Source organism: Microtetraspora malaysiensis (genome assembly GCF_050947145.1).
Classification (GTDB): Bacteria; Actinomycetota; Actinomycetes; order Streptosporangiales; family Streptosporangiaceae; genus Microtetraspora_A; species Microtetraspora_A malaysiensis.
Genome location: NZ_CP191998.1, coordinates 3,429,152 through 3,446,185 on the forward strand (window position 1 = coordinate 3,429,152; position 17,034 = coordinate 3,446,185).

Annotated in this window: 16 protein-coding genes; 8 read left to right on the plus strand and 8 right to left on the minus strand. The window is 71.4% G+C overall.

All coding sequences use genetic code 11. The annotated features are described in order from the left end of the window. Positions 1–9 precede the first annotated feature (9 nt). The gene (locus tag ACQP1V_RS16225; protein ID WP_433423637.1) at positions 10–1,221 is read left to right on the plus strand and encodes a sensor histidine kinase; all 1,212 of its coding nucleotides are present in this window, start codon (positions 10–12) and stop codon (positions 1,219–1,221) included. Continuing rightward, positions 1,209–1,853: a LuxR C-terminal-related transcriptional regulator gene (locus ACQP1V_RS16230; protein WP_433423639.1), complete on the plus strand. Its 645-nt coding sequence runs from the start codon at positions 1,209–1,211 to the stop codon at positions 1,851–1,853. Before ACQP1V_RS16225 ends, ACQP1V_RS16230 begins: the two co-directional genes overlap by 13 nt. 59 nt (positions 1,854–1,912) lie before the next feature. Here the strand turns inward: ACQP1V_RS16230 and ACQP1V_RS16235 are convergent, their stop codons facing one another. From ACQP1V_RS16235 to ACQP1V_RS16255, 5 genes are all read right to left on the minus strand, one after another. Further along, positions 1,913–3,079 carry a serine hydrolase domain-containing protein gene (locus ACQP1V_RS16235; RefSeq protein WP_433423642.1) on the minus strand — a complete coding sequence of 389 codons (1,167 nt, stop codon included), beginning with the start codon at positions 3,077–3,079 and terminating at the stop codon, positions 1,913–1,915. Positions 3,080–3,572: 493 nt separating this feature from the next. Continuing rightward, positions 3,573–4,619 carry an LLM class flavin-dependent oxidoreductase gene (locus ACQP1V_RS16240; protein WP_433423645.1) on the minus strand — a complete coding sequence of 349 codons (1,047 nt, stop codon included), beginning with the start codon at positions 4,617–4,619 and terminating at the stop codon, positions 3,573–3,575. Between the two features lie 173 nt (positions 4,620–4,792). Then, a complete protein-coding gene (locus ACQP1V_RS16245) occupies positions 4,793–5,596 on the minus strand; it encodes an amino acid ABC transporter ATP-binding protein (RefSeq protein WP_433423647.1) in 804 nt (267 codons plus the stop codon). Further along, complete coding sequence (locus ACQP1V_RS16250; protein WP_387411273.1) at positions 5,593–6,447, minus strand: amino acid ABC transporter permease; 855 nt, start codon at positions 6,445–6,447, stop codon at positions 5,593–5,595. The genes ACQP1V_RS16245 and ACQP1V_RS16250 overlap by 4 nt, the downstream gene beginning before the upstream one ends. Positions 6,448–6,450: 3 nt before the next feature. Continuing rightward, complete coding sequence (locus ACQP1V_RS16255) at positions 6,451–7,362, minus strand: ABC transporter substrate-binding protein (protein WP_387411275.1); 912 nt, start codon at positions 7,360–7,362, stop codon at positions 6,451–6,453. Between the two features lie 300 nt (positions 7,363–7,662). On the opposite strand from ACQP1V_RS16255, the gene ACQP1V_RS16260 reads away from it, so the two are divergent. After that, the gene (locus tag ACQP1V_RS16260) at positions 7,663–8,442 is read left to right on the plus strand and encodes an HAD-IIA family hydrolase (RefSeq protein WP_067132176.1); all 780 of its coding nucleotides are present in this window, start codon (positions 7,663–7,665) and stop codon (positions 8,440–8,442) included. 56 nt (positions 8,443–8,498) lie between these two features. Here the strand turns inward: ACQP1V_RS16260 and ACQP1V_RS16265 are convergent, their stop codons facing one another. Then, positions 8,499–8,954, minus strand: a complete 456-nt coding sequence (locus tag ACQP1V_RS16265) for an NUDIX hydrolase (protein ID WP_433423650.1) — start codon at positions 8,952–8,954, stop codon at positions 8,499–8,501. A gap of 17 nt (positions 8,955–8,971) precedes the next feature. Further along, entirely contained in the window at positions 8,972–9,394 is a 423-nt protein-coding gene (arfB, locus tag ACQP1V_RS16270; RefSeq protein ID WP_433423653.1) for an alternative ribosome rescue aminoacyl-tRNA hydrolase ArfB, read from the minus strand. 292 nt (positions 9,395–9,686) lie between these two features. Between arfB and ACQP1V_RS16275 the strand changes: the two genes are divergently transcribed. Then, on the plus strand, positions 9,687–10,520 hold the full coding sequence (locus ACQP1V_RS16275; protein WP_387411280.1) for a hypothetical protein: 834 nt from the start codon (positions 9,687–9,689) through the stop codon (positions 10,518–10,520). Positions 10,521–10,602: 82 nt separating this feature from the next. Here the strand turns inward: ACQP1V_RS16275 and ACQP1V_RS16280 are convergent, their stop codons facing one another. After that, a complete protein-coding gene (locus ACQP1V_RS16280) occupies positions 10,603–12,072 on the minus strand; it encodes an MFS transporter (protein WP_433425852.1) in 1,470 nt (489 codons plus the stop codon). A gap of 370 nt (positions 12,073–12,442) precedes the next feature. Here ACQP1V_RS16280 and ACQP1V_RS16285 point away from each other — a divergent pair, with 370 nt between their 5' ends. The 4 genes from ACQP1V_RS16285 (at position 12,443) to ACQP1V_RS16300 (ending at position 16,873) form a co-directional block, all read left to right on the plus strand. Next, a complete protein-coding gene (locus ACQP1V_RS16285; protein WP_433423656.1) occupies positions 12,443–13,690 on the plus strand; it encodes a glycosyltransferase in 1,248 nt (415 codons plus the stop codon). A gap of 127 nt (positions 13,691–13,817) precedes the next feature. Then, entirely contained in the window at positions 13,818–14,786 is a 969-nt protein-coding gene (locus ACQP1V_RS16290; RefSeq protein ID WP_433423659.1) for an STM4015 family protein, read from the plus strand. 42 nt (positions 14,787–14,828) lie between these two features. Then, on the plus strand, positions 14,829–16,034 hold the full coding sequence (locus tag ACQP1V_RS16295) for an STM4014 family protein (protein ID WP_387411286.1): 1,206 nt from the start codon (positions 14,829–14,831) through the stop codon (positions 16,032–16,034). After that, positions 16,022–16,873 carry an STM4013/SEN3800 family hydrolase gene (locus tag ACQP1V_RS16300; protein ID WP_433423661.1) on the plus strand — a complete coding sequence of 284 codons (852 nt, stop codon included), beginning with the start codon at positions 16,022–16,024 and terminating at the stop codon, positions 16,871–16,873. Before ACQP1V_RS16295 ends, ACQP1V_RS16300 begins: the two co-directional genes overlap by 13 nt. Positions 16,874–17,034: the final 161 nt, after the last annotated feature.

Consider the following 17,034-nt stretch of genomic DNA (forward strand, 5'->3'; position numbering starts at 1 on the left):
ATGTCGGCCATGAACGTCCTGACGGCCACGCGGAACGCGGCGCGCTTCCTGATGCTCGGGTCGGGTGTCGCGCTGCTCGCGTTGCCGCTGTTCTGGCTGGTCGTCTGCGTCACGCTGCTGAGTCTGGCCGGGATCGGCCTGCCCCTGATCTCGCCGGTGACGCGTCTGGTCAGGCGGCTGTCCGGGTGGCAGCGCCGCCGCCTGGGGATGCCGACTCCGCCGTACCTGCCGCTTGAGGGGCCGCTGCCGACGCGCGTGCGCGCGGCCGTGGGCGACCCCGCCACGCCGCGGGAGGTGCTCTGGCTTCTCACGCACGGCGTCACCGGGATCATCCTCGGGTTCCTGGCGCTCGGCCTGCCGCTGGCCGCGCTCAACGCAGCGACCCTGCCGCTGTGGTGGTGGATGATGCCGGGCAGCCCGCCGTCGGTGCTCTGGTATGCCATCGACTCCTGGCCGCTGGCCCTGACCGGCCTGTTCGTCGCCGCGGGCTATCTGGGAGTGGCCTGCCTGGTCCTGCCGACCGCCGCCGGCCTGTCCGAACGACTCAGCCGAAGCCTGCTCAAACCCCTGGGCCGGGTACGGCTGGCGCAGCAGGTGGCGATGCTGACCGCGGCCAGGGCCTCGGCCCTCGAAGCCCACGCCCAAGAGCTCAGGCGCATCGAGCGCACCCTCCACGACGGCACGCAGAACCGCCTGGTCGCCGTCGTCATGCACCTCGGCATGCTCGAACGCGCCCTGGCCAACGCCCCGGAGAGCACCCGGCAGATGGCCGGACGGGCACAGGAGGCCGCCTCCGACGCGCTGGTCAACCTGCGCGATGCCATCCGGGCCATCCACCCGCCCGTCCTCACCGAACACGGGCTCGACGGCGCGCTCGCTGCGCTGGCCGCGCGCAGCCACGTCCCCTGCACCGTCGAGACCGCCGATCTTCCCCGCTTGCCCGCGGCCGTCGAGGCGGCGGCCTACTTCACCGCCGCCGAAGCGCTCACCAATGTCGCCAAGCACAGCCATGCCGGCAAGGCGGCGGTGCGCGTGTACCTGGACGGCGGCCTGCTGGCCATAGAGATCGAGGATGACGGCGTGGGCGGCGCCCAGAGCGGCACCGGCAGCGGCCTGACCGGAATCGACCACCGGGCCGCCGCCTTCGGCGGCCGGAGCACCCTGACCAGCCCGCCTGGCGGGCCGACCGTACTGAAAGTGGAGTTGCCATGCGGGTTGTGATCGCCGAAGACGACGCGCTGCTGCGCGAGGGGCTGGTGCTGCTGCTGGCCGCCGAGGGCATCGAGGTGCTCGACGCCGTCGACAACGCCGCCGACCTGCTCGCCGTCGTCTCGACCAAGGCGCCCGACGCCCTCATCGTGGATGTACGGCTGCCGCCGGACTTCCGCGACGAGGGCCTGCGCGCGGCGATCGAGGCCAGGCGGATGCGGCCCGGGCTGCCCGTGCTGGTGCTGTCCTCCTATGTCGAGGACACCTACGCATCCGCCCTGCTCAGCGAGGGTGGGGCGGGGGTGGGTTACCTGCTGAAGGAGCGGGTCGGCAAGGTGCAGTCCTTCCTCGACGCGTTGCGCCGGGTGGCCGGGGGCGGGACCGCGATCGACCCCGAGGTGATCGCCCAGCTCCTGGTCCGGCGCCGGGCCGGTGATCCCCTCCACGCGTTGACCGCTCGGGAGCGGGAGGTGCTCGCGTTGATGGCGGAGGGGTTGTCCAACACCGATCTCAGCGAGCGGCTGGTGATCAGCGAGGGGGCGGTCAACAAGCACATCAGGAACATCTTCGCCAAGCTCGGCCTGCAGCCTTCCGACAGCGGTCACCGGAGGGTCCTGGCGGTGCTCGCCTACCTCAAGGCCTGACCGGTAAGAGCCAGGCCCTCGCGAGGTTCTGACCCGCGAGGGTTCGCCCGAGCGGCCCGCTACTTTTCGGCGCAGAGGACCGTGTCGAGGGCGGCGGTGAGCTGCTTGTCGCCATCTGCCGTGAGCGACTCCGCGGTCGCGGTGACCGTGGCCGATCGGCCGCCCTCGATGGCGCCGCTACGGGTCGAGTAGCCGCCGACATCACCAGTGTGCCCCCACGCGAGGCCGCCGCAGCTCAGCGGGGTCTTCGTCAGCCCGAGCCCGTACCCCCACCCCTCGAGGGCCCCGGGCACCGAGACCGTCCGCTTCATCTGCTCCAGCATGGCCGGCTTGAGGAGCTTGCCACCCAGCAGCGCGCTCAGGAACCGGTTGAGGTCCCGTGGCGTGCTGACCAGTTGCCCGGCCGCCCACCCCCTGGACGGATCCATCTCCGACACGTCCACCGGCTCGCCGCCCGGTTTGCCGGTCTTGGACTTATAGGCGCTGGGGTGGGCACCCCGGATCTTCTGCTCGCCGGCACCGGGCCAGTAGGTGTCACGGAGCCCCAGCGGCGTGATGATCCGATCGGTGATCTCCACTCCGATCGGGCGGCCCGTGACCTTCTGCACCATTAGCCCGAGCAGGACGTACCCGGTGTTGCTGTAACTCCACCCCTTGCCGGCAGCGAACAGCGGCTTCTGCGTCAAGGCCAGATCGGCCAGTTCCCGGGGCTCGAAGTAGCGGTGCTGGCTTTCGAAGAACGTCCCCGCGATGGCCCTGCCGTGCTCCGGCAAGCCCGAGGTGTGCTGGAGCAACTGGCGGACGGTGATCAGGCGGCCGTCATTCCCGCTGCCGCGTACCACGTGCGGCAGGTACTTCTCGACCGGGGCGTCCAGCTCGACCTTGCCCTCGCCGGCCAATTGCAGCACGACGGCGGCGGTGAAGGTCTTGGTGATGCTGGCGATGCGCACCTGCCCGTTGACCGGGACCTTTGCCCGCGTGGCCAGGTCGCCGACACCTGCGGTGTAGTTCCGGCTGCGCCCGTCGCGTTCCCTCACCGCGGCCAGCGCACCGGGGAATTCGCCGCCGCCGACCAGCTCGTTCAGCGCCGTCTGTACGGCGTCGCCCGGCTGGTTTCGCGGAGCGACGTCGGCGGCCGCCGGGCTCAGGGTCCCCAGCGCGAGGGCCAGCACCGCCGCGGCGCCCACCCGGGCGCTGCGGAAGGTAACGGCAGGATGCTGAGACATCGGGAAACTCCCTTGATGACGTGGTTGCGATGTCATCCAGCATGTCGGCGCGACCAGCTCGTGATCGATCCCGCGCGTGGGTGTTTCCGCACTACAGCCAGCGCTACCGCCGCCCCGGGAACTCCTGGTCCACGGCGGTGATCGCACTCTCTGGTTCGCACGAGCAGGCCGAGCAGAGCGCGGCCAGGAGAGAGCAGGAGCCGCCGCCGTACCGGAACGTGCTCCAGCGAGACGATCTCCGTCAGCAGCGCGTCCGCCCCTGCGGTGGACACCCGGCCGGCCAGGTCCTCATCCAGCACTCTCGCCCGGTCCTTGAAAATCTGGTCGTTGTTCACCCTGCCCCGAGGTGCCGGCGGCACCCAAGGAACCACACCCGTCATGAGCGCAACGCCCGCCTGGCCTGAGTGCCGGTAAACGACCGTCTGCCGACACTCGTACCAGTGATCATGAACCCGCAGGTGAGCGGTGTCGGTAACTCGCGTCGGTCACCGGGTCACGCGGTCATGCCGTACGCCTCGGCGATGAGCCGGTAGGAGCGGAGCCGCGCCTCGGCGCCGTGGACCATCGTCGTGATCATCAGCTCGTCGGCGCCGGTGCGCTTGCGCAGCTCCTCCAGGCCGGCCCGGACCCCGTCGGCGTCTCCGTAGACCACGTTGGACAGCCGATCGCGGACGAAATCCGTCTCCATGGGCGTGTACGCGTACGCTTCGGCGGTCTCGGGAGACGGGAACAGGCCGGGCGTCCCCCGGCGCATCCGCAGCCACGAGAGCGCGCCCGGCATGGCCTGCCGGAGCGCCTCCGCCTCGGTGTCCGCCGCCACGGCGGACACCCCGATCAGCGCGTACGGCTCGGAGAGGACCTCGGAGGGCCGGAACGAGGACCGGTACAGGTCGAGGGCGGGCTCGGTGTTCGCGGCGCTGAAGTGGTGGGCGAAGGCGAAGGGCAGCCCGAGTAGCCCGGCCAGCCGCGCGCTGAACCCGCTGGAGCCGAGCAGCCAGATCGGCGGCCGGCCGGCGGAGCGCGGGATCGCCTGGATCTTGGCGTACGGGTGGTCGCCGGGGAAGGCGCCGTCGAGGAAGGAGGCCAGCTCCGCGACCTGCTGGGGGAATTCGTCGGGGTCGATGTCGGCGGAGCGGCGCAGCGCGTTCGCGGTTGCCATGTCGGTGCCCGGGGCGCGGCCGAGGCCGAGGTCGATCCGTCCGGGATGCAGGGCGTGCAGCGTGCCGAACTGCTCGGCGACGACCAGCGGGGCGTGGTTGGGCAGCATGACGCCGCCGGAGCCGATCCTGATCGCGCGCGTCGCCGCCGCCAGATGGGCGATCAGCACGGCCGGGGAGGAGCTGGCCACGCCGGGCATCCCGTGGTGCTCGGCGACCCAGATGCGGTGATAACCCCACTCTTCGGCGTTTCTCGCCAGCTCGGTCGCGGAGCGGAGCGCGTCGGCGGGCGTGTGCCCTTCGCCGACGGTCGCGAGTTCGAGGATCGACAAGGGGATGTCGGCCGTCCCGCGCGGGACGCCGCGGATGATGTCCGTGGTCATTCTCCGAACAACCGGAGTGGCTGTCCGTTTATTTCCGGCCGGGCTCCGCGGGTGACAACTGGTGGGAGGGTCTCCCCGCTGCCCGCCCTCCGGCCGCCTGTCCGGAGCCGGAAAGCGGTCGAGGGGAGCGCTCCGGGAGCGCTCCCCTCGACCGCCGTGCGGTACGCCGTGACTCAGAGGACCTTGGACAGGAACGCCTGCGTGCGGGCGTGCTGGGGGTTGGCCAGCACCTCACGCGGGACGCCCTGCTCGACGACCACGCCGCCGTCCATGAAGACGAGCGAGTCGCCGACCTCGCGGGCGAACCCCATCTCGTGGGTCACGACGACCATCGTCATGCCCTCGCGGGCCAGGTCGCGCATGACGTCCAGGACCTCGCCGACGAGCTCGGGGTCCAGCGCCGAGGTGGGCTCGTCGAACAGCATGAGCTTCGGCTGCATCGCCAGCGCCCGCGCGATGGCGACCCGCTGCTGCTGGCCGCCGGAGAGCTGCGACGGGTAGTTGCCCATCCGGTCGGACAGGCCGACCCGCTCCATCAGCTGCTCGGCCCGGGCCTTGGCCGCGTCCTTCGACTCGCCCTTGACCAGCATCGGCGCCTCCATGACGTTCTGGAGCGCCGTCATGTGCGGGAAGAGGTTGAACCGCTGGAACACCATGCCGATGTCCCTGCGCTGGGCGGCGACCTCCTTCTCCCGCAGCTCGTACAGCTTGTCGCCGCGCTGCCGGTAGCCGACGAGGTGGCCGTCCACCCACAGCCGGCCCGCGTCGACCTTCTCCAGGTGGTTGATGCACCGCAGGAACGTCGACTTGCCGGAGCCGGAAGGCCCGACGACGCACATCACCTCGCCCTGCTGTACCTCAAGGTCGATGCCCTTGAGGACCTCCACGTGGCCGAAGTTCTTGCAGACCCGCTCGGCCTTCACCATCAGACCCTGGGCCGCGACGTCCCCGGCCGCCATGTTCGTGAGTCCGGTCATCGCGCGTACCCCTTGCCGTAGTGCCGCTCAAGGTAGTGCTGGCCGATCATCATGAGCGACGACAGGAACAGGTACCAGATGCACGCCATGACCAGCATCGGGATGATCTGGTAGGTGTGCGAGTAGATGTTCTGCACCGTGAAGGTGAGCTCCGTGTACGGCACGGCCGCGACCAACGCCGTGTTCTTCAGCATCGAGATCGCCTCGTTGCCGGTGGGCGGCGCGATCACCCGCATCGCCTGGGGCAGGATGATCCGGCGCAGCGTCTGCGCCCGGGTCAGACCGAGCGCGCTGGCCGCCTCCTGCTGGCCGGTGTCCACCGACTGGATGCCGCCGCGCACGATCTCGGCCATGTAGGCCGCCTCGTTGAACAGCAACCCGAGCGCCGCCGCCGCGGCCGCGCTGTAGAGCGCGTTGGTCTGCGCGGTGACGAACTCCGGCCCGAACGGGATGCCGAGGCCGAGCGTGGGGAACAGCGCGCCGATGTTGCCCCAGATCAGCAACTGGGTGAACAGCGGGGTGCCGCGGAACACCCAGACATAGACCCAGGCCGCGCCGCGCAGCAGCGGGTTGGCGGACAGCCGCATCAGCGCCAGCACGATGCCCAGGAGCACGCCGCCGAGCATGGCGGCGACCGTCAGCCAGATGGTGGTGCGGACGCCTTCGAGTACCGCTGGCGCGAACAGGTACTTGAGCTGCTCGGCCCAGTTGTAGGCCTCGTTGGTGATCAGGTTGTTGACCAGCATCGCGGCGAGCACCGCGACCGCCACGGCCGCCACCCAGCGGCCGGGGTGGCGCACCGGGACGGCCTTGATCGTCCCGGTGCGTGTTTCCGTTTGACCGGCGGACATGGATCAGCCGCCGGCGCCGTTGATCACGGGGGTGGTGATGGCACCGTCCTGGACGCCCCACTTCTCCAGGATCTTGGTGTAGGTGCCGTCCGCCATCAGCTCCTTGAGTGCGCCCATCACGGCGTCCTTGAACGTGCCCGAGGTCTTCGCGAAGGCGAAGCCGTACGGGGCCGCGTCGTACATCTGGCCGATGATCTCCAGCTTGTCGCCGGTCTGCTTGATCGCGTAACCCACGATCGGCGAGTCGGCCAGCATGCCGTCGATCTTGCCCGAGACCAGGTCGGCGTTGACCTCGGTCTGGCCCTTGCGCACGACCTGCTCGATCGCGGGCTTGCCGTCCTTGACGCACTTCTCGCTGCGCGCCTTGATGTCGTCGACCTCGACCGTGCCCTGCTGGACGCCGATCTTCTTGCCGCACGCGTTGTCGGGGTCGACGCCCTGGGGGTTGCCCTTGAGCGTGGCCCACGAGACACCGGCGTTGTAGTACGTCACGAAGTCGACAACCTTCTCCCGCTCAGGGTTGTCGGTGAAGGACGAGATGCCGAGCTCGTACTTGCCGGACTGGATGCCCGGGATGATCGTGTCGAAGCCGGCGTTCTGGAAATCGGCCTTGAGCCCGAGCTTGCCGGCGATCGCCTCACCCAGCTCGACCTCCCAGCCGACGATCTTCTGGTTGGCGGGGTCGACGGACTCGTTGGGCGGGTAGGAAGCGTCGCTACCGATAAGGATCTTGCCGTCCGCCGCGATGTTCTCCGGCACAAGCTTGGCCAGCGTGCTCTCGGCGCTGGGCGCCGGGGCCGCCGTGTCGGTCCCGGCGGAGTCGTCGCCGCCGCACGCCGAGAGGCTGAGCCCCGCAGCAACGGCGAGCGCGCCCATCACCGCTATACGGCGCCGCGTGATTGATCGTGGAAGCACGAGGCACTCCTTGGTTCTGTCGGCCGGCTCGGGCCCGGCCACGCGTGGGGATTCGGCCTGATGCGCCGGTTGACCGGTGCCCGGGGCGATGCGACGCCTCGGTATGCGGAATCGGGCACCAGGGTGAACACTCCTCGAATGGTTTTTCGGGATGGCACACGTTATCCCAGATGTGGGAATCGTCCGCAACCCTTACGGCCTGCGGTTTTCCTGATCGTGATCCTCTGGCGCGGCCATCCCCGTGCCCTCCGCGCCTTCCGCGCCTCGCGGGCTCGCCGCGCTCCCTGACATCCTGGAGACATGAGCGAGCGTAAAGCGATCGAATGCTGGTTGTCGGACATGGACGGCGTGCTGGTTCACGAGGGGCACCCGGTTCCGGGCGCCGACGAATTCATCGCGAAACTGCGCGCGACCGGACGCCGTTTCCTCGTTCTCACCAACAACTCCATCTACACCCCACGTGACCTTTCCGTACGGCTGCGCGCCGCGGGCCTGGACATTCCGCCGGAGTCCATCTGGACATCGGCGCTCGCGACCGCGGCGTTCCTGTCGAGCCAACGCCCCGAGGGCTCCGCGTACGTCATCGGGGAGGCCGGGCTGACCACCGCGCTGCACCAGGCGGGATACGTGCTGACCGACCTCGACCCCGACTACGTCGTGCTCGGCGAGACCAGGACCTACAGCTTCACGTCGATAACGCGGGCGATCCGGCTGATCGAGAACGGCGCCCGGTTCATCGCCACCAACCCCGACCCGGTGGGCCCGTCGAACGAGGGGTCGCTTCCGGCGTGCGGGGCGGTGGCCGCCCTGATCACCAAGGCCACCGGGGTCGAACCGTACTTCGTCGGCAAGCCGAACCCGATGATGATGCGCAGCGCGCTCAACCGGATCGACGCGCACAGCGAGAGCACCGCCATGATCGGCGATCGGATGGACACCGACATCGTCTGCGGCATGGAGGCCGGCCTGCACACGATCCTCGTGCTGACCGGCGTCATGCAGAAGGACCAGATCGACCGGTACCCCTTCCGCCCGTCACACGTGGCCGCCTCGATCGCCGACCTGATCGACCTGGTCTGACATCCCCGCCGCGGTGAACCGCGTTCACCTGGAACCAGGGTCGGAGAAGGACCCTGTCAGCCGATCAGCTGGGGCAGGTGGGAGATGTACTCGCCCAGGTAGGTCCTGAGCTCCTCGGGGATCAGGTTGATCGCGCTGATCTCCTCCGGCCGCAGCGGCAGCCGTACGACCTCGTAGTGGCCGCGCGCGGGATCCTCGAACTCGGGCCCGCAGCGCAGCGCCACGTCCATCGTGACGAGGCGGCAGCCGTACACGTGCTGCGTCTTGACGCCGTTCTCCTGGATGCAGCTCAGTGTGGTGAGCGGGGTGATCGCCTCGACGGTCGCGCCGAGTTCCTCCAGCATCTCGCGCCTGAGCGTGTCCTCCAGGGTCGCGTCCTCCGGCTCGACGTGGCCGCCGGGGGCCGACCAGTAGAGGTCGCGGCCGGGCACGGTGCGCCGGAACAGGATGAGCCGGTCCTCCTCGCCGTCGGATTCGAGAAGCACGGCCCGCACGCTCGGGGGGAGTTCCATTTGCTCAGCCTACGCGTTCACTCGGTACCGCGCCGCAGGCGTTTGAGGTCGGAACGGTGCTTTTTGGCGGTCAGCCGCCGCTCGACGGACCCGCGGGAGGGCTTGGTCGGACGGCGCCGCCGGGGCGGCGGGGCGATCGCCTCGGCGATCAGGTGCGCCAGCCGTATTTCGGCGGCCTCCCGGTTGCGGAGCTGCGAGCGATGCTCGGACGCCGTCACCGTGAGCACTCCGTCGCGGAGGCGGGCGCCGAGCCGTTCGAGCGCCCGGGCCTTCAGCGCGGGGCCGAGCGCGGTCGTGGCGGCCACGTCGAAGCTCAGCTCGACCCGGCTGTCGGTGGTGTTGACGCCCTGGCCGCCGGGGCCCGACGAGCGCGAGAAACGCCAGCCGAGCTCCGCCTCCGGGATCACGGTCGAACCGCGGACGTGCAACGGGCCTGGCATGGTCTCCTCTTTCACGGATCTCCCGGGCGTTCCCGGGGCGGGTGTTTCGGGTTGTGAGGGCCGCGCCGTACCGGGGCGGTGACGGGACGGCCTCGGGATGGTGACGGGTCGGCCTCGGGGGCGGTTCAGCGTAGCGATCCCGCCCGTGGCCGGATCAACTGATTTATCCCCAGTGAACCAGGCGGGGTACGCCTCGGCGACCCGGCCCGCGGCCGCGTGCGGGATGGTTGGGGCGGGCGAGGCGGACGCGCGCACCCGCGGGGGCTGAGGCAGCGGAGACAGGGGCACGGGCATGACGACGATGGTGGGCGTCCACGGCATCGGCAAGTACCACTACTACCAGGAGTCCGGGGAGTCACCGGGCCGGGCGGCCGAGACCATGCGGCTGAAGTGGAACGGCTATCTGGACAAGGGGATCACCGGCGGATCCCCGTACGGCGGCGCCGAGTACTTCTCGGAGATCGCCTACTACGCGCACCACCTGCGCCGGACGGCGCCGGCCCCGGTCAGGACGATGGCGGCGGACGCGAAGCTGGTGTTCTCCGACTGGGCCAGGCAGCTCGACGGCCGGGTGCGCAGCCAGGCGGGCGAGACCCTCACCGGGATCGCCCACCGGCTCGCCGAATGGCTGCTCGGCAGGCTGGGCGACCAGGCGGTGCGGTTCGCCGAGGACTTCTGCCCGGAGGTGGCGGCCTACCTCGGCGGCGGCGACCCCAGGGTCAAGGCGCGGGACACCGTCGCCGACGTCATCCGGCGCAGGCAGCCCCAGGTCGTGGTCGCGCACTCGCTCGGCAGCGTGGTGGCGTACGAGGCGTTCTGGGCCCACCCCGACCTGTCCGCCGACCTGCTCGTCACGCTGGGAAGCCCGCTCGCGATGCGGAACGTCGTCTTCGAGCGGCTGCTGCCCGTGCCCCTCCAGGGGCGGGGAGCCCGGCCGCCGGGCGTCGGACGCTGGATCAACATCGCCGACAAGGACGACATCGCGGCGATCCCGCCGGGCCTGCGCGACCACTTCGACGGCGTCGAGCGCGACGTGAGCTGCAACATCGACTGGCTCGACTTCCACACCGTGCGGAACTACCTCGGCTGCGGCGCCGCGAACGAGTTCCTGCGGCCGTACCTCTGACCGGCCGCGCGTCCCCCGCGTCACCCGAGGGACGCGTGGCGCGGTCGAGGCGTGGGACGGTGTCCTCGCTGGATGGCGGCGTTCACCCGGCTTCCTGGTCCCGCTCCTCCAGCGGCGGCGCCGCCATGCCGCAGTGCGTACGCCCCGCGGGCCCGGGAGCCGCGGCCAGCACGTTCGACCTGATCGTGACGAACGCGATCAGAGCCGAGACGGCCAGCATGGCCGCGCTGACGAGCATCGCGACGCGGAACCCCGAGGTGAACTCCACCGGCGAGTCGTAGGCGCTGCCGGTCAGGCCGACCAGCGGCGGGATCGCGGCGACCGCGAGCAGACTGCCGGTGCGGGCCACCGCGTTGTTGATGCCGCTGGCCAGGCCCGCGTACCGCTCCCTCGCCGACGCCAGCACCGTCGCGGTCAGCGGTGCGACCGCCGCCGACAGGCCCAGGCCGTACAGCACGGCCGCCGGGAAGACGTCCGCGAGGTACGTGGCGCCCGGCCCGATGCGGCTCATCAGCAGCAGCCCGGCGGCGCACATCAGGATGCCCGCCGTCATGGGCGCGCGGGGGCCGATCCGCTTGGCCAGATCGCCCGCGGGGGCCGACAGCAGCAACATCAGGACGGTGACCGGCAGCATCGCCAACCCCGCGGCGATCGGCGAGAACCCGGCCGACACCTGCAACTGGACCACGAGCAGGAAGAAGACCACGCCCATCGCCGCGTACATGATCATCGTCACGATGTTGATCGAGGTGAAGACCCGCGAGGCGAAGATCTGCACCGGCACGAGGGCCTGCGGCGAACGGCGGACCTCCAGGACGGCGAAACAGACGGCGAGCACGACGCCGACGGCCAGCGCGACCCTCCCCGCGCCCGGCTCGATCAGGCCGTACGTGATGCCCGCGAGGGCCAGCGCCGCGAGCGCCGATCCCAGGACGTCGAAGCGCCCGGAGGAGCGGGTGTCCCTGCTCTCCGGCACGTGCCGCAGGGTCACCAGCACGGCGACGGCCGCGATCGGGAGGTTGATCCAGAAGACCCAGTGCCAGCCGACCGCCTCCACCAGCCAGCCGCCGACCAGCGGCCCCACGGCCGCGGCGACGCCGCCCAGCCCCGACCAGGCGCCGATCGCGCGGGGCCGGTCGTCCCTGGCGAAGCACGCCTGGATGATCGCCAGCGAGCCGGGGGTGAGCAGCGCCCCGCCGACGCCCTGCGCCGCCCGGGCGATCACGAGCACGGGGACGTTGGAGGCGACGCCGCAGAGGGCCGAGGCCACCGCGAACCAGACGATCCCGATGAGGAAGATCTTGCGCCGGCCGAACCGGTCGCCGAGCGAGCCGCCGAGCAGGATCAGCGCGGCGAGGGTGAGCGTGTAGGCGTTCACCGTCCACTGGAGCCCCGACATGCCCGCGTCGAGGTCCCGGCCGATGGCGGGAAGCGCCACGTTGACCACCGTGCTGTCGAGCATCGCCATCCCGGACCCCAGAACGGTCGCCAGGATGACCCACCGCCCGGTGGCGGACCGGAGCCGGATCTGGTCGGATTCCACATCGCCCATCATGCGGCCGAAGACCCCTTTATGGCAGGGGGAGGGGGCATCAGCTCTCCGCCACCAGCGAAACGACGCCTGTTTCCGGGTGACCCCGATGGCCGGCGTACCACGCTCGGGTTTGGTCCCGCGTTCCCTGTCCGGCCGCCCGTTCGAGGTCTTCCGGCCATGTCCCCGTGTCGTCATACAAGCGAGAGGCGCAGCCCATGGTCGTGCTCGCGGCGAATGGGCGCCTCGCCTCTCGCGCTGGGCGCGGCGCCGGCCCCACCGTCGGCGCGCCGGGCGTCGTCACACCGACCGGGGGAACACTGACCGTGAGGCAGCCGATGGGCCCGGGCGGCCGGAGCAACCTGACCACCACACCCCGCCGGAGAACGCCATGACCGCCATGCCCACCATGAACTCGCCGGACACGCCGGACGCCGGCCCGGCGTCTCTGGCTCCGATGGGACGCCGCGTGCTGATCGCGACGGACACCTACCCGCCCGACGTGAACGGCGCCGCGTACTTCACCCGCCGGCTCGCGGCCGGGCTGGCCGAGAGGGGCAACGACGTCCACGTGGTCTGCGCCTCCGAGCAGGGGCCGCCGCGCATCGAGACCGCGGGGGACGTGACCGTCCACCGGCTGCGGTCGGCCCCCCTCCTGGTTCACCCGACGATGCGGGTCGCCGTCCCCGCCGGGCTCGGCCGTACGATGTCGCGGCTGATCCAGGGGTTGCGCCCCGACGTCGTGCACATCCAGGGGCACTTCGTCGTGGGGCGGGCCGCCGTCGGGGCCGCCCGGCGCGCTGGGCGGCCGGTGGTCGCGACCAACCACTTCATGCCGGACAACCTCTTTCCGTTCGCGCGCGTTCCCGCCCGGCTGCGGGACGTCGCCGACCGGATGGCCTGGCGGGACGTCGCCCGGGTGTTCTCCAGGGCCGACCACGTCACCACACCGACCAAGATCGCCGCCGAGCTGCTCGCGGCCAAGGGGTTCACCGGCGTGGTGGAGGCCGTCTCCTGCGGCATCGACCTGGACCGGTTCCGGCCCCGGCCGTGGGACCGGATCCGGGCGCGGGAACGGTTCGGGCTGCCCGACCTGCCGACCGTCCTCTTCGTCGGCCGCCTGGACGAGGAGAAACGCCTGGACGACCTGATCCTCGCCCTTCCGCAGGTGCTGAACCACGTGGAGGCGCAGGTCGTGCTGGCCGGGACCGGCGGGCGCAGGGCCGCGCTGGAGCGGCTCGCGTCCCGGATCGGAGCCCGCGAGCGGGTGCGCTTCCTCGGGTTCGTCCCGGACGCCGACCTGCCGCTGGTCTACGCGGCGGCCGACGTCTTCGCCATGCCGGGGATCGCGGAGCTGCAGAGCATCGCCACCCTGGAGGCGATGGCGAGCGGCCTTCCCGTCGTCGCCGCGGACGCGATGGCGCTGCCGCATCTCGTGGACGGCAACGGCCACCTCTACCCGCCGGGCGACGTGCGGGCCATGGCCCGGCAACTGACGGCGATCCTCACCGACTCGGGGCTCCGCGCCGCCATGGGACGGGCCGGTCTCGCCCTGGCCGCGTCCCACGACCACCGGCTGTCCCTCGCCCGGTTCGAGGAGATCTACGCGGAACTCACGACAAGGAGCGTGCAGGCGTGATCGGCACGGGCGGGCGCGTCGCGATCGCGGGGGCCGGCGAGGTCGCGGTCCAGGTCGCCGATGCGGGAACTGTCGGACGCCTCTGGTAGGACAGTGCCCGCAGCTTTCCCCCGGCGAGGAGTTCGGCATGGTCGACGACGAGTATCAGCGAGCCACCCACGACTACCGCGACGGCTACGCGGGTCTTCCGGTCCAGGTGGTCGGCCTGGACGATGCGGACGGTGAGCTGCCGGCTCCCGATTCGGTGGTCTGGTGGTTGTCGGCGGACACGTACGACGCCGAGCACACCTTCGCGGAGGTGTTCGCCTGGTTCATGAAGCGGGTGGACACGACCAGGGTGACCGCCGTCGTGATCGGCGCCTGGGAGGACGCGTACGAGGACTCGTCGGAGGAGATCATCCGCCTTCTGGTCGACAACGCCGCCCGCTTCCCCGCGCTGCGCTCGCTGTTCGTCGGGGCGATGGAGTCCGAGGAGTGCGAGATCTCGTGGATCCAGCAGTCCGATGTGACGCCGCTGCTGGAGGCGTTCCCGCTGCTTGAACGGTTGGACGTCCGTGGCGGCACCGGCCTGGGGCTGCGCCCGATCCGGCACGAGGCGTTGAAGTCGCTTCGGCTGGAGACCGGGGGCCTGCCCGGCGCGGTCGTCCGCGGCGTGGGCGGCTGCGACCTCCCCGCGCTCGAGCGCCTGGAGCTGTGGCTCGGCGTGGAAAACTACGGCGGCGACGCCAGTATGGGTGACCTGGAGGGCATCCTGTCCGGCGTCCGGCTGCCCTCCCTGCGCCATCTCGGCCTGCAGGACAGCGAGATCCAGGACGAGATCGCGGCGGCGGTCGCGTCCGCGCCCGTCGTCGCCCAGTTGGAGACGCTCAGCCTGTCCATGGGCGTGCTCACCGACGCCGGGGCCGAGGCGCTGCTCACCGGCCAGCCGCTGACCCACCTGCGCCGGCTCGACCTCCATCACCACTTCCTCAGCGGCGGGATGATGAAGCGGATCCACGAGGCGCTGCCCGGCGTCAAGATCGACCTTTCCGAGCAGGAGCAGGGCGACGACGACGGCGACGGCCGCGTCTGGCGCTACGTGGCGGTGAGCGAGTGAGCGTGCGACGCGTGCCCGACCGGCGCGCGGAGCGCCGCGCGGATGAGTGACGAGCAGGGCGACGTGCGATTCGCCGTGGTGGGCACCCCGGGAGACCGCAGGGTGACGATGTTCCGCGACGCCGTGCTGCGCCGCGATCTGCCCGAGCCGGTCGTGATCTCCTGGAGCGACGTCCTCGCCGGCCTTCTCGCGCCCGGCCACGCCGTCGGCGAAGCCTCCGTTGAAGCCGGTGCTCAGGGCCTCGGTGTCCGCGGATTCGACGCGCTCGCGCCCGGCACGCTGGTCCGGATCGACTCTCCCGGCGAGGACGCCCGGACCGACGCCCTGCTGCGCGGTCCCGGCGACCCGAGCCGGGTCACCGGCGGCGCCCGGTGGTACCGCACCTTCGTCGCCGGTCTGGCCAGGGTGCGGGCCCTGACCGCGACGGTGCCGTCGGCGTGCCTGCTCGGCGACCCCGGCGAGATCGCGGTGATGTTCGACAAGCGACTGAGCCATCGGCGGCTGCGAGCCGCGGAGGTCCCGGTCCCGGACGCCCTGACCGGCCCGGTCACCTCGTACGACGAGCTGCGGGAGGAGATGGCGCGACGGCGCTGGACGCGTGTGTTCGTCAAGCCCGCCCACGGCTCGTCGGCCTCCGGCGTGATCGCCTTCCAGGTCCACGGCGCCCGGGTCAAGGCGGTGACCTCGGCGGATCTGGGCCCGGGGCAGGCGCTGCACAACTCGCTGCGGGTCCGGACGTACGAGAGCGAGGACGACGTCGCGACCATCGTCGGCGCGCTGGCTCCCGAGGGGCTGCACGTCGAGCGCTGGTTCCCCAAGGCGTCGCTCTCCGGACGGGCGTTCGACCTGCGCGTGGTCTGCGTGGCAGGGACGCCCACGCACGCGGTGGTGCGCCTCGGGCGCGGCCCCATGACGAACCTCCACCTGGGCGGCGCCCGGGGCGATCTCGACGGCGTGCGGGCGCGGCTGGGGCCGGTGACCTGGGAGCGCGTCCTGGACGCGTGCGCGCGGGCCGCCGCCTGCTTCCCGCGCAGCCTCGCGGTCGGCGTGGACGTCATGGTGGGGGCGGACCTGCGCTCGGTGGCGATCGCCGAGGTCAACGCCTTCGGCGATCTGCTGCCCGGCCTGCCCGGCCTCACCGGGACCCCGGTGGCCGGCCTCGACACGTACGCCGCGCAGGTCGCGGCCGTGCTCGACGGGTGGCGTCCCGAGGCCGGCGGCGCACGGGAGACGGCATGCGTGACATGAACGCCGTCGTGGGCAGCCACGACATCCTGCTGGTGACCCTCGACACGTTGCGTTACGACGTGGCCGCCGAGTTGGTCGAGGAGGGGCGGCTGCCCACCCTCGCCCGCGTGCTGCCCGGAGGGCGCTGGGAGCGGCGCCACAGTCCCGGCAGCTTCACCTATGCCGCGCACGCCGCGATGCTCGCCGGGTTCCTGCCGACACCGGCGGAGCCGGGGCCACATCCCCGGCTGTTCGCCGCCGTCTTCCCCGGCAGCGAGACGACCGCCCAGGGGACCTGGGTCTTCGACGCGCCCGACCTTCCGGCGGGGCTGGCCGCGGCGGGCTACCACACGGTCTGCGTCGGGGGAGTGGGCTTCTTCAACAAGCTGACGCCGCTCGGCTCGGCCCTTCCCGGCCTGTTCGCGGAGAGCCACTGGGAGCGCGAGTTCGGCGTGACCTCCGAACACTCCCTGGAGCGGCAGATCGACTGCGCCGAGCGGGCGCTGCGCGACGTCGAGCGGCCGGTGTTCCTGCTGCTCAACGTGTCCGCGCTGCACCAGCCGAACTGGTTCCACCTGCCCGGAGCGACCCGGGAGCACGGCGACACGAGAGAGAGCCACGCCGCCGCCCTGGAGTACGTGGACCGGCACATCGGGCGGCTGTTCGCGCTGATGACGCGGCGGCGCCCGTGCCTCGCGATCGTCTGCTCCGACCACGGAACGGCGTACGGCGAGGACGGCCACACCGGCCACCGGATCGGTCACGAGGTGGTGTGGACGGTCCCGTACGCCGAGTTCGTCCTGGACCGCGCCCCGCACGCGTCGCCGGCCGGGGAGCGGGATCCGGACGATGGCGCGTGACGTCACCCCCGAGGCCGGACGTCCAGACGCCGGCGGCGGGCGCGGGGCAGCGAGGACGGTTGATCAGGACATGGAACACGAGCGACACAGGGGGCACGGCCATGCGGGCGGGGAGTGATATGGAGAGGACCGGCGCCGTCGAGATCGGTGTCGGCGGGCCA

Coding starts and splice junctions, on each gene's coding strand:
- ACQP1V_RS16250 (WP_387411273.1), bottom strand. CDS start 6,447: ATGTCCGCCGGTCAAACGGAAACACGCACCGGGACGATCAAGGCCGTC.
- ACQP1V_RS16300 (WP_433423661.1), top strand. CDS start 16,022: ATGCGTGACATGAACGCCGTCGTGGGCAGCCACGACATCCTGCTGGTG.
- ACQP1V_RS16280 (WP_433425852.1), bottom strand. CDS start 12,072: ATGGGCGATGTGGAATCCGACCAGATCCGGCTCCGGTCCGCCACCGGG.
- ACQP1V_RS16245 (WP_433423647.1), bottom strand. CDS start 5,596: ATGACCGGACTCACGAACATGGCGGCCGGGGACGTCGCGGCCCAGGGT.
- ACQP1V_RS16265 (WP_433423650.1), bottom strand. CDS start 8,954: ATGGAACTCCCCCCGAGCGTGCGGGCCGTGCTTCTCGAATCCGACGGC.
- ACQP1V_RS16285 (WP_433423656.1), top strand. CDS start 12,443: ATGACCGCCATGCCCACCATGAACTCGCCGGACACGCCGGACGCCGGC.
- ACQP1V_RS16235 (WP_433423642.1), bottom strand. CDS start 3,079: ATGTCTCAGCATCCTGCCGTTACCTTCCGCAGCGCCCGGGTGGGCGCC.
- ACQP1V_RS16230 (WP_433423639.1), top strand. CDS start 1,209: ATGCGGGTTGTGATCGCCGAAGACGACGCGCTGCTGCGCGAGGGGCTG.
- ACQP1V_RS16225 (WP_433423637.1), top strand. CDS start 10: ATGAACGTCCTGACGGCCACGCGGAACGCGGCGCGCTTCCTGATGCTC.
- ACQP1V_RS16295 (WP_387411286.1), top strand. CDS start 14,829: ATGAGTGACGAGCAGGGCGACGTGCGATTCGCCGTGGTGGGCACCCCG.
- arfB (WP_433423653.1), bottom strand. CDS start 9,394: ATGCCAGGCCCGTTGCACGTCCGCGGTTCGACCGTGATCCCGGAGGCG.
- ACQP1V_RS16290 (WP_433423659.1), top strand. CDS start 13,818: ATGGTCGACGACGAGTATCAGCGAGCCACCCACGACTACCGCGACGGC.
- ACQP1V_RS16240 (WP_433423645.1), bottom strand. CDS start 4,619: ATGACCACGGACATCATCCGCGGCGTCCCGCGCGGGACGGCCGACATC.
- ACQP1V_RS16260 (WP_067132176.1), top strand. CDS start 7,663: ATGAGCGAGCGTAAAGCGATCGAATGCTGGTTGTCGGACATGGACGGC.
- ACQP1V_RS16275 (WP_387411280.1), top strand. CDS start 9,687: ATGACGACGATGGTGGGCGTCCACGGCATCGGCAAGTACCACTACTAC.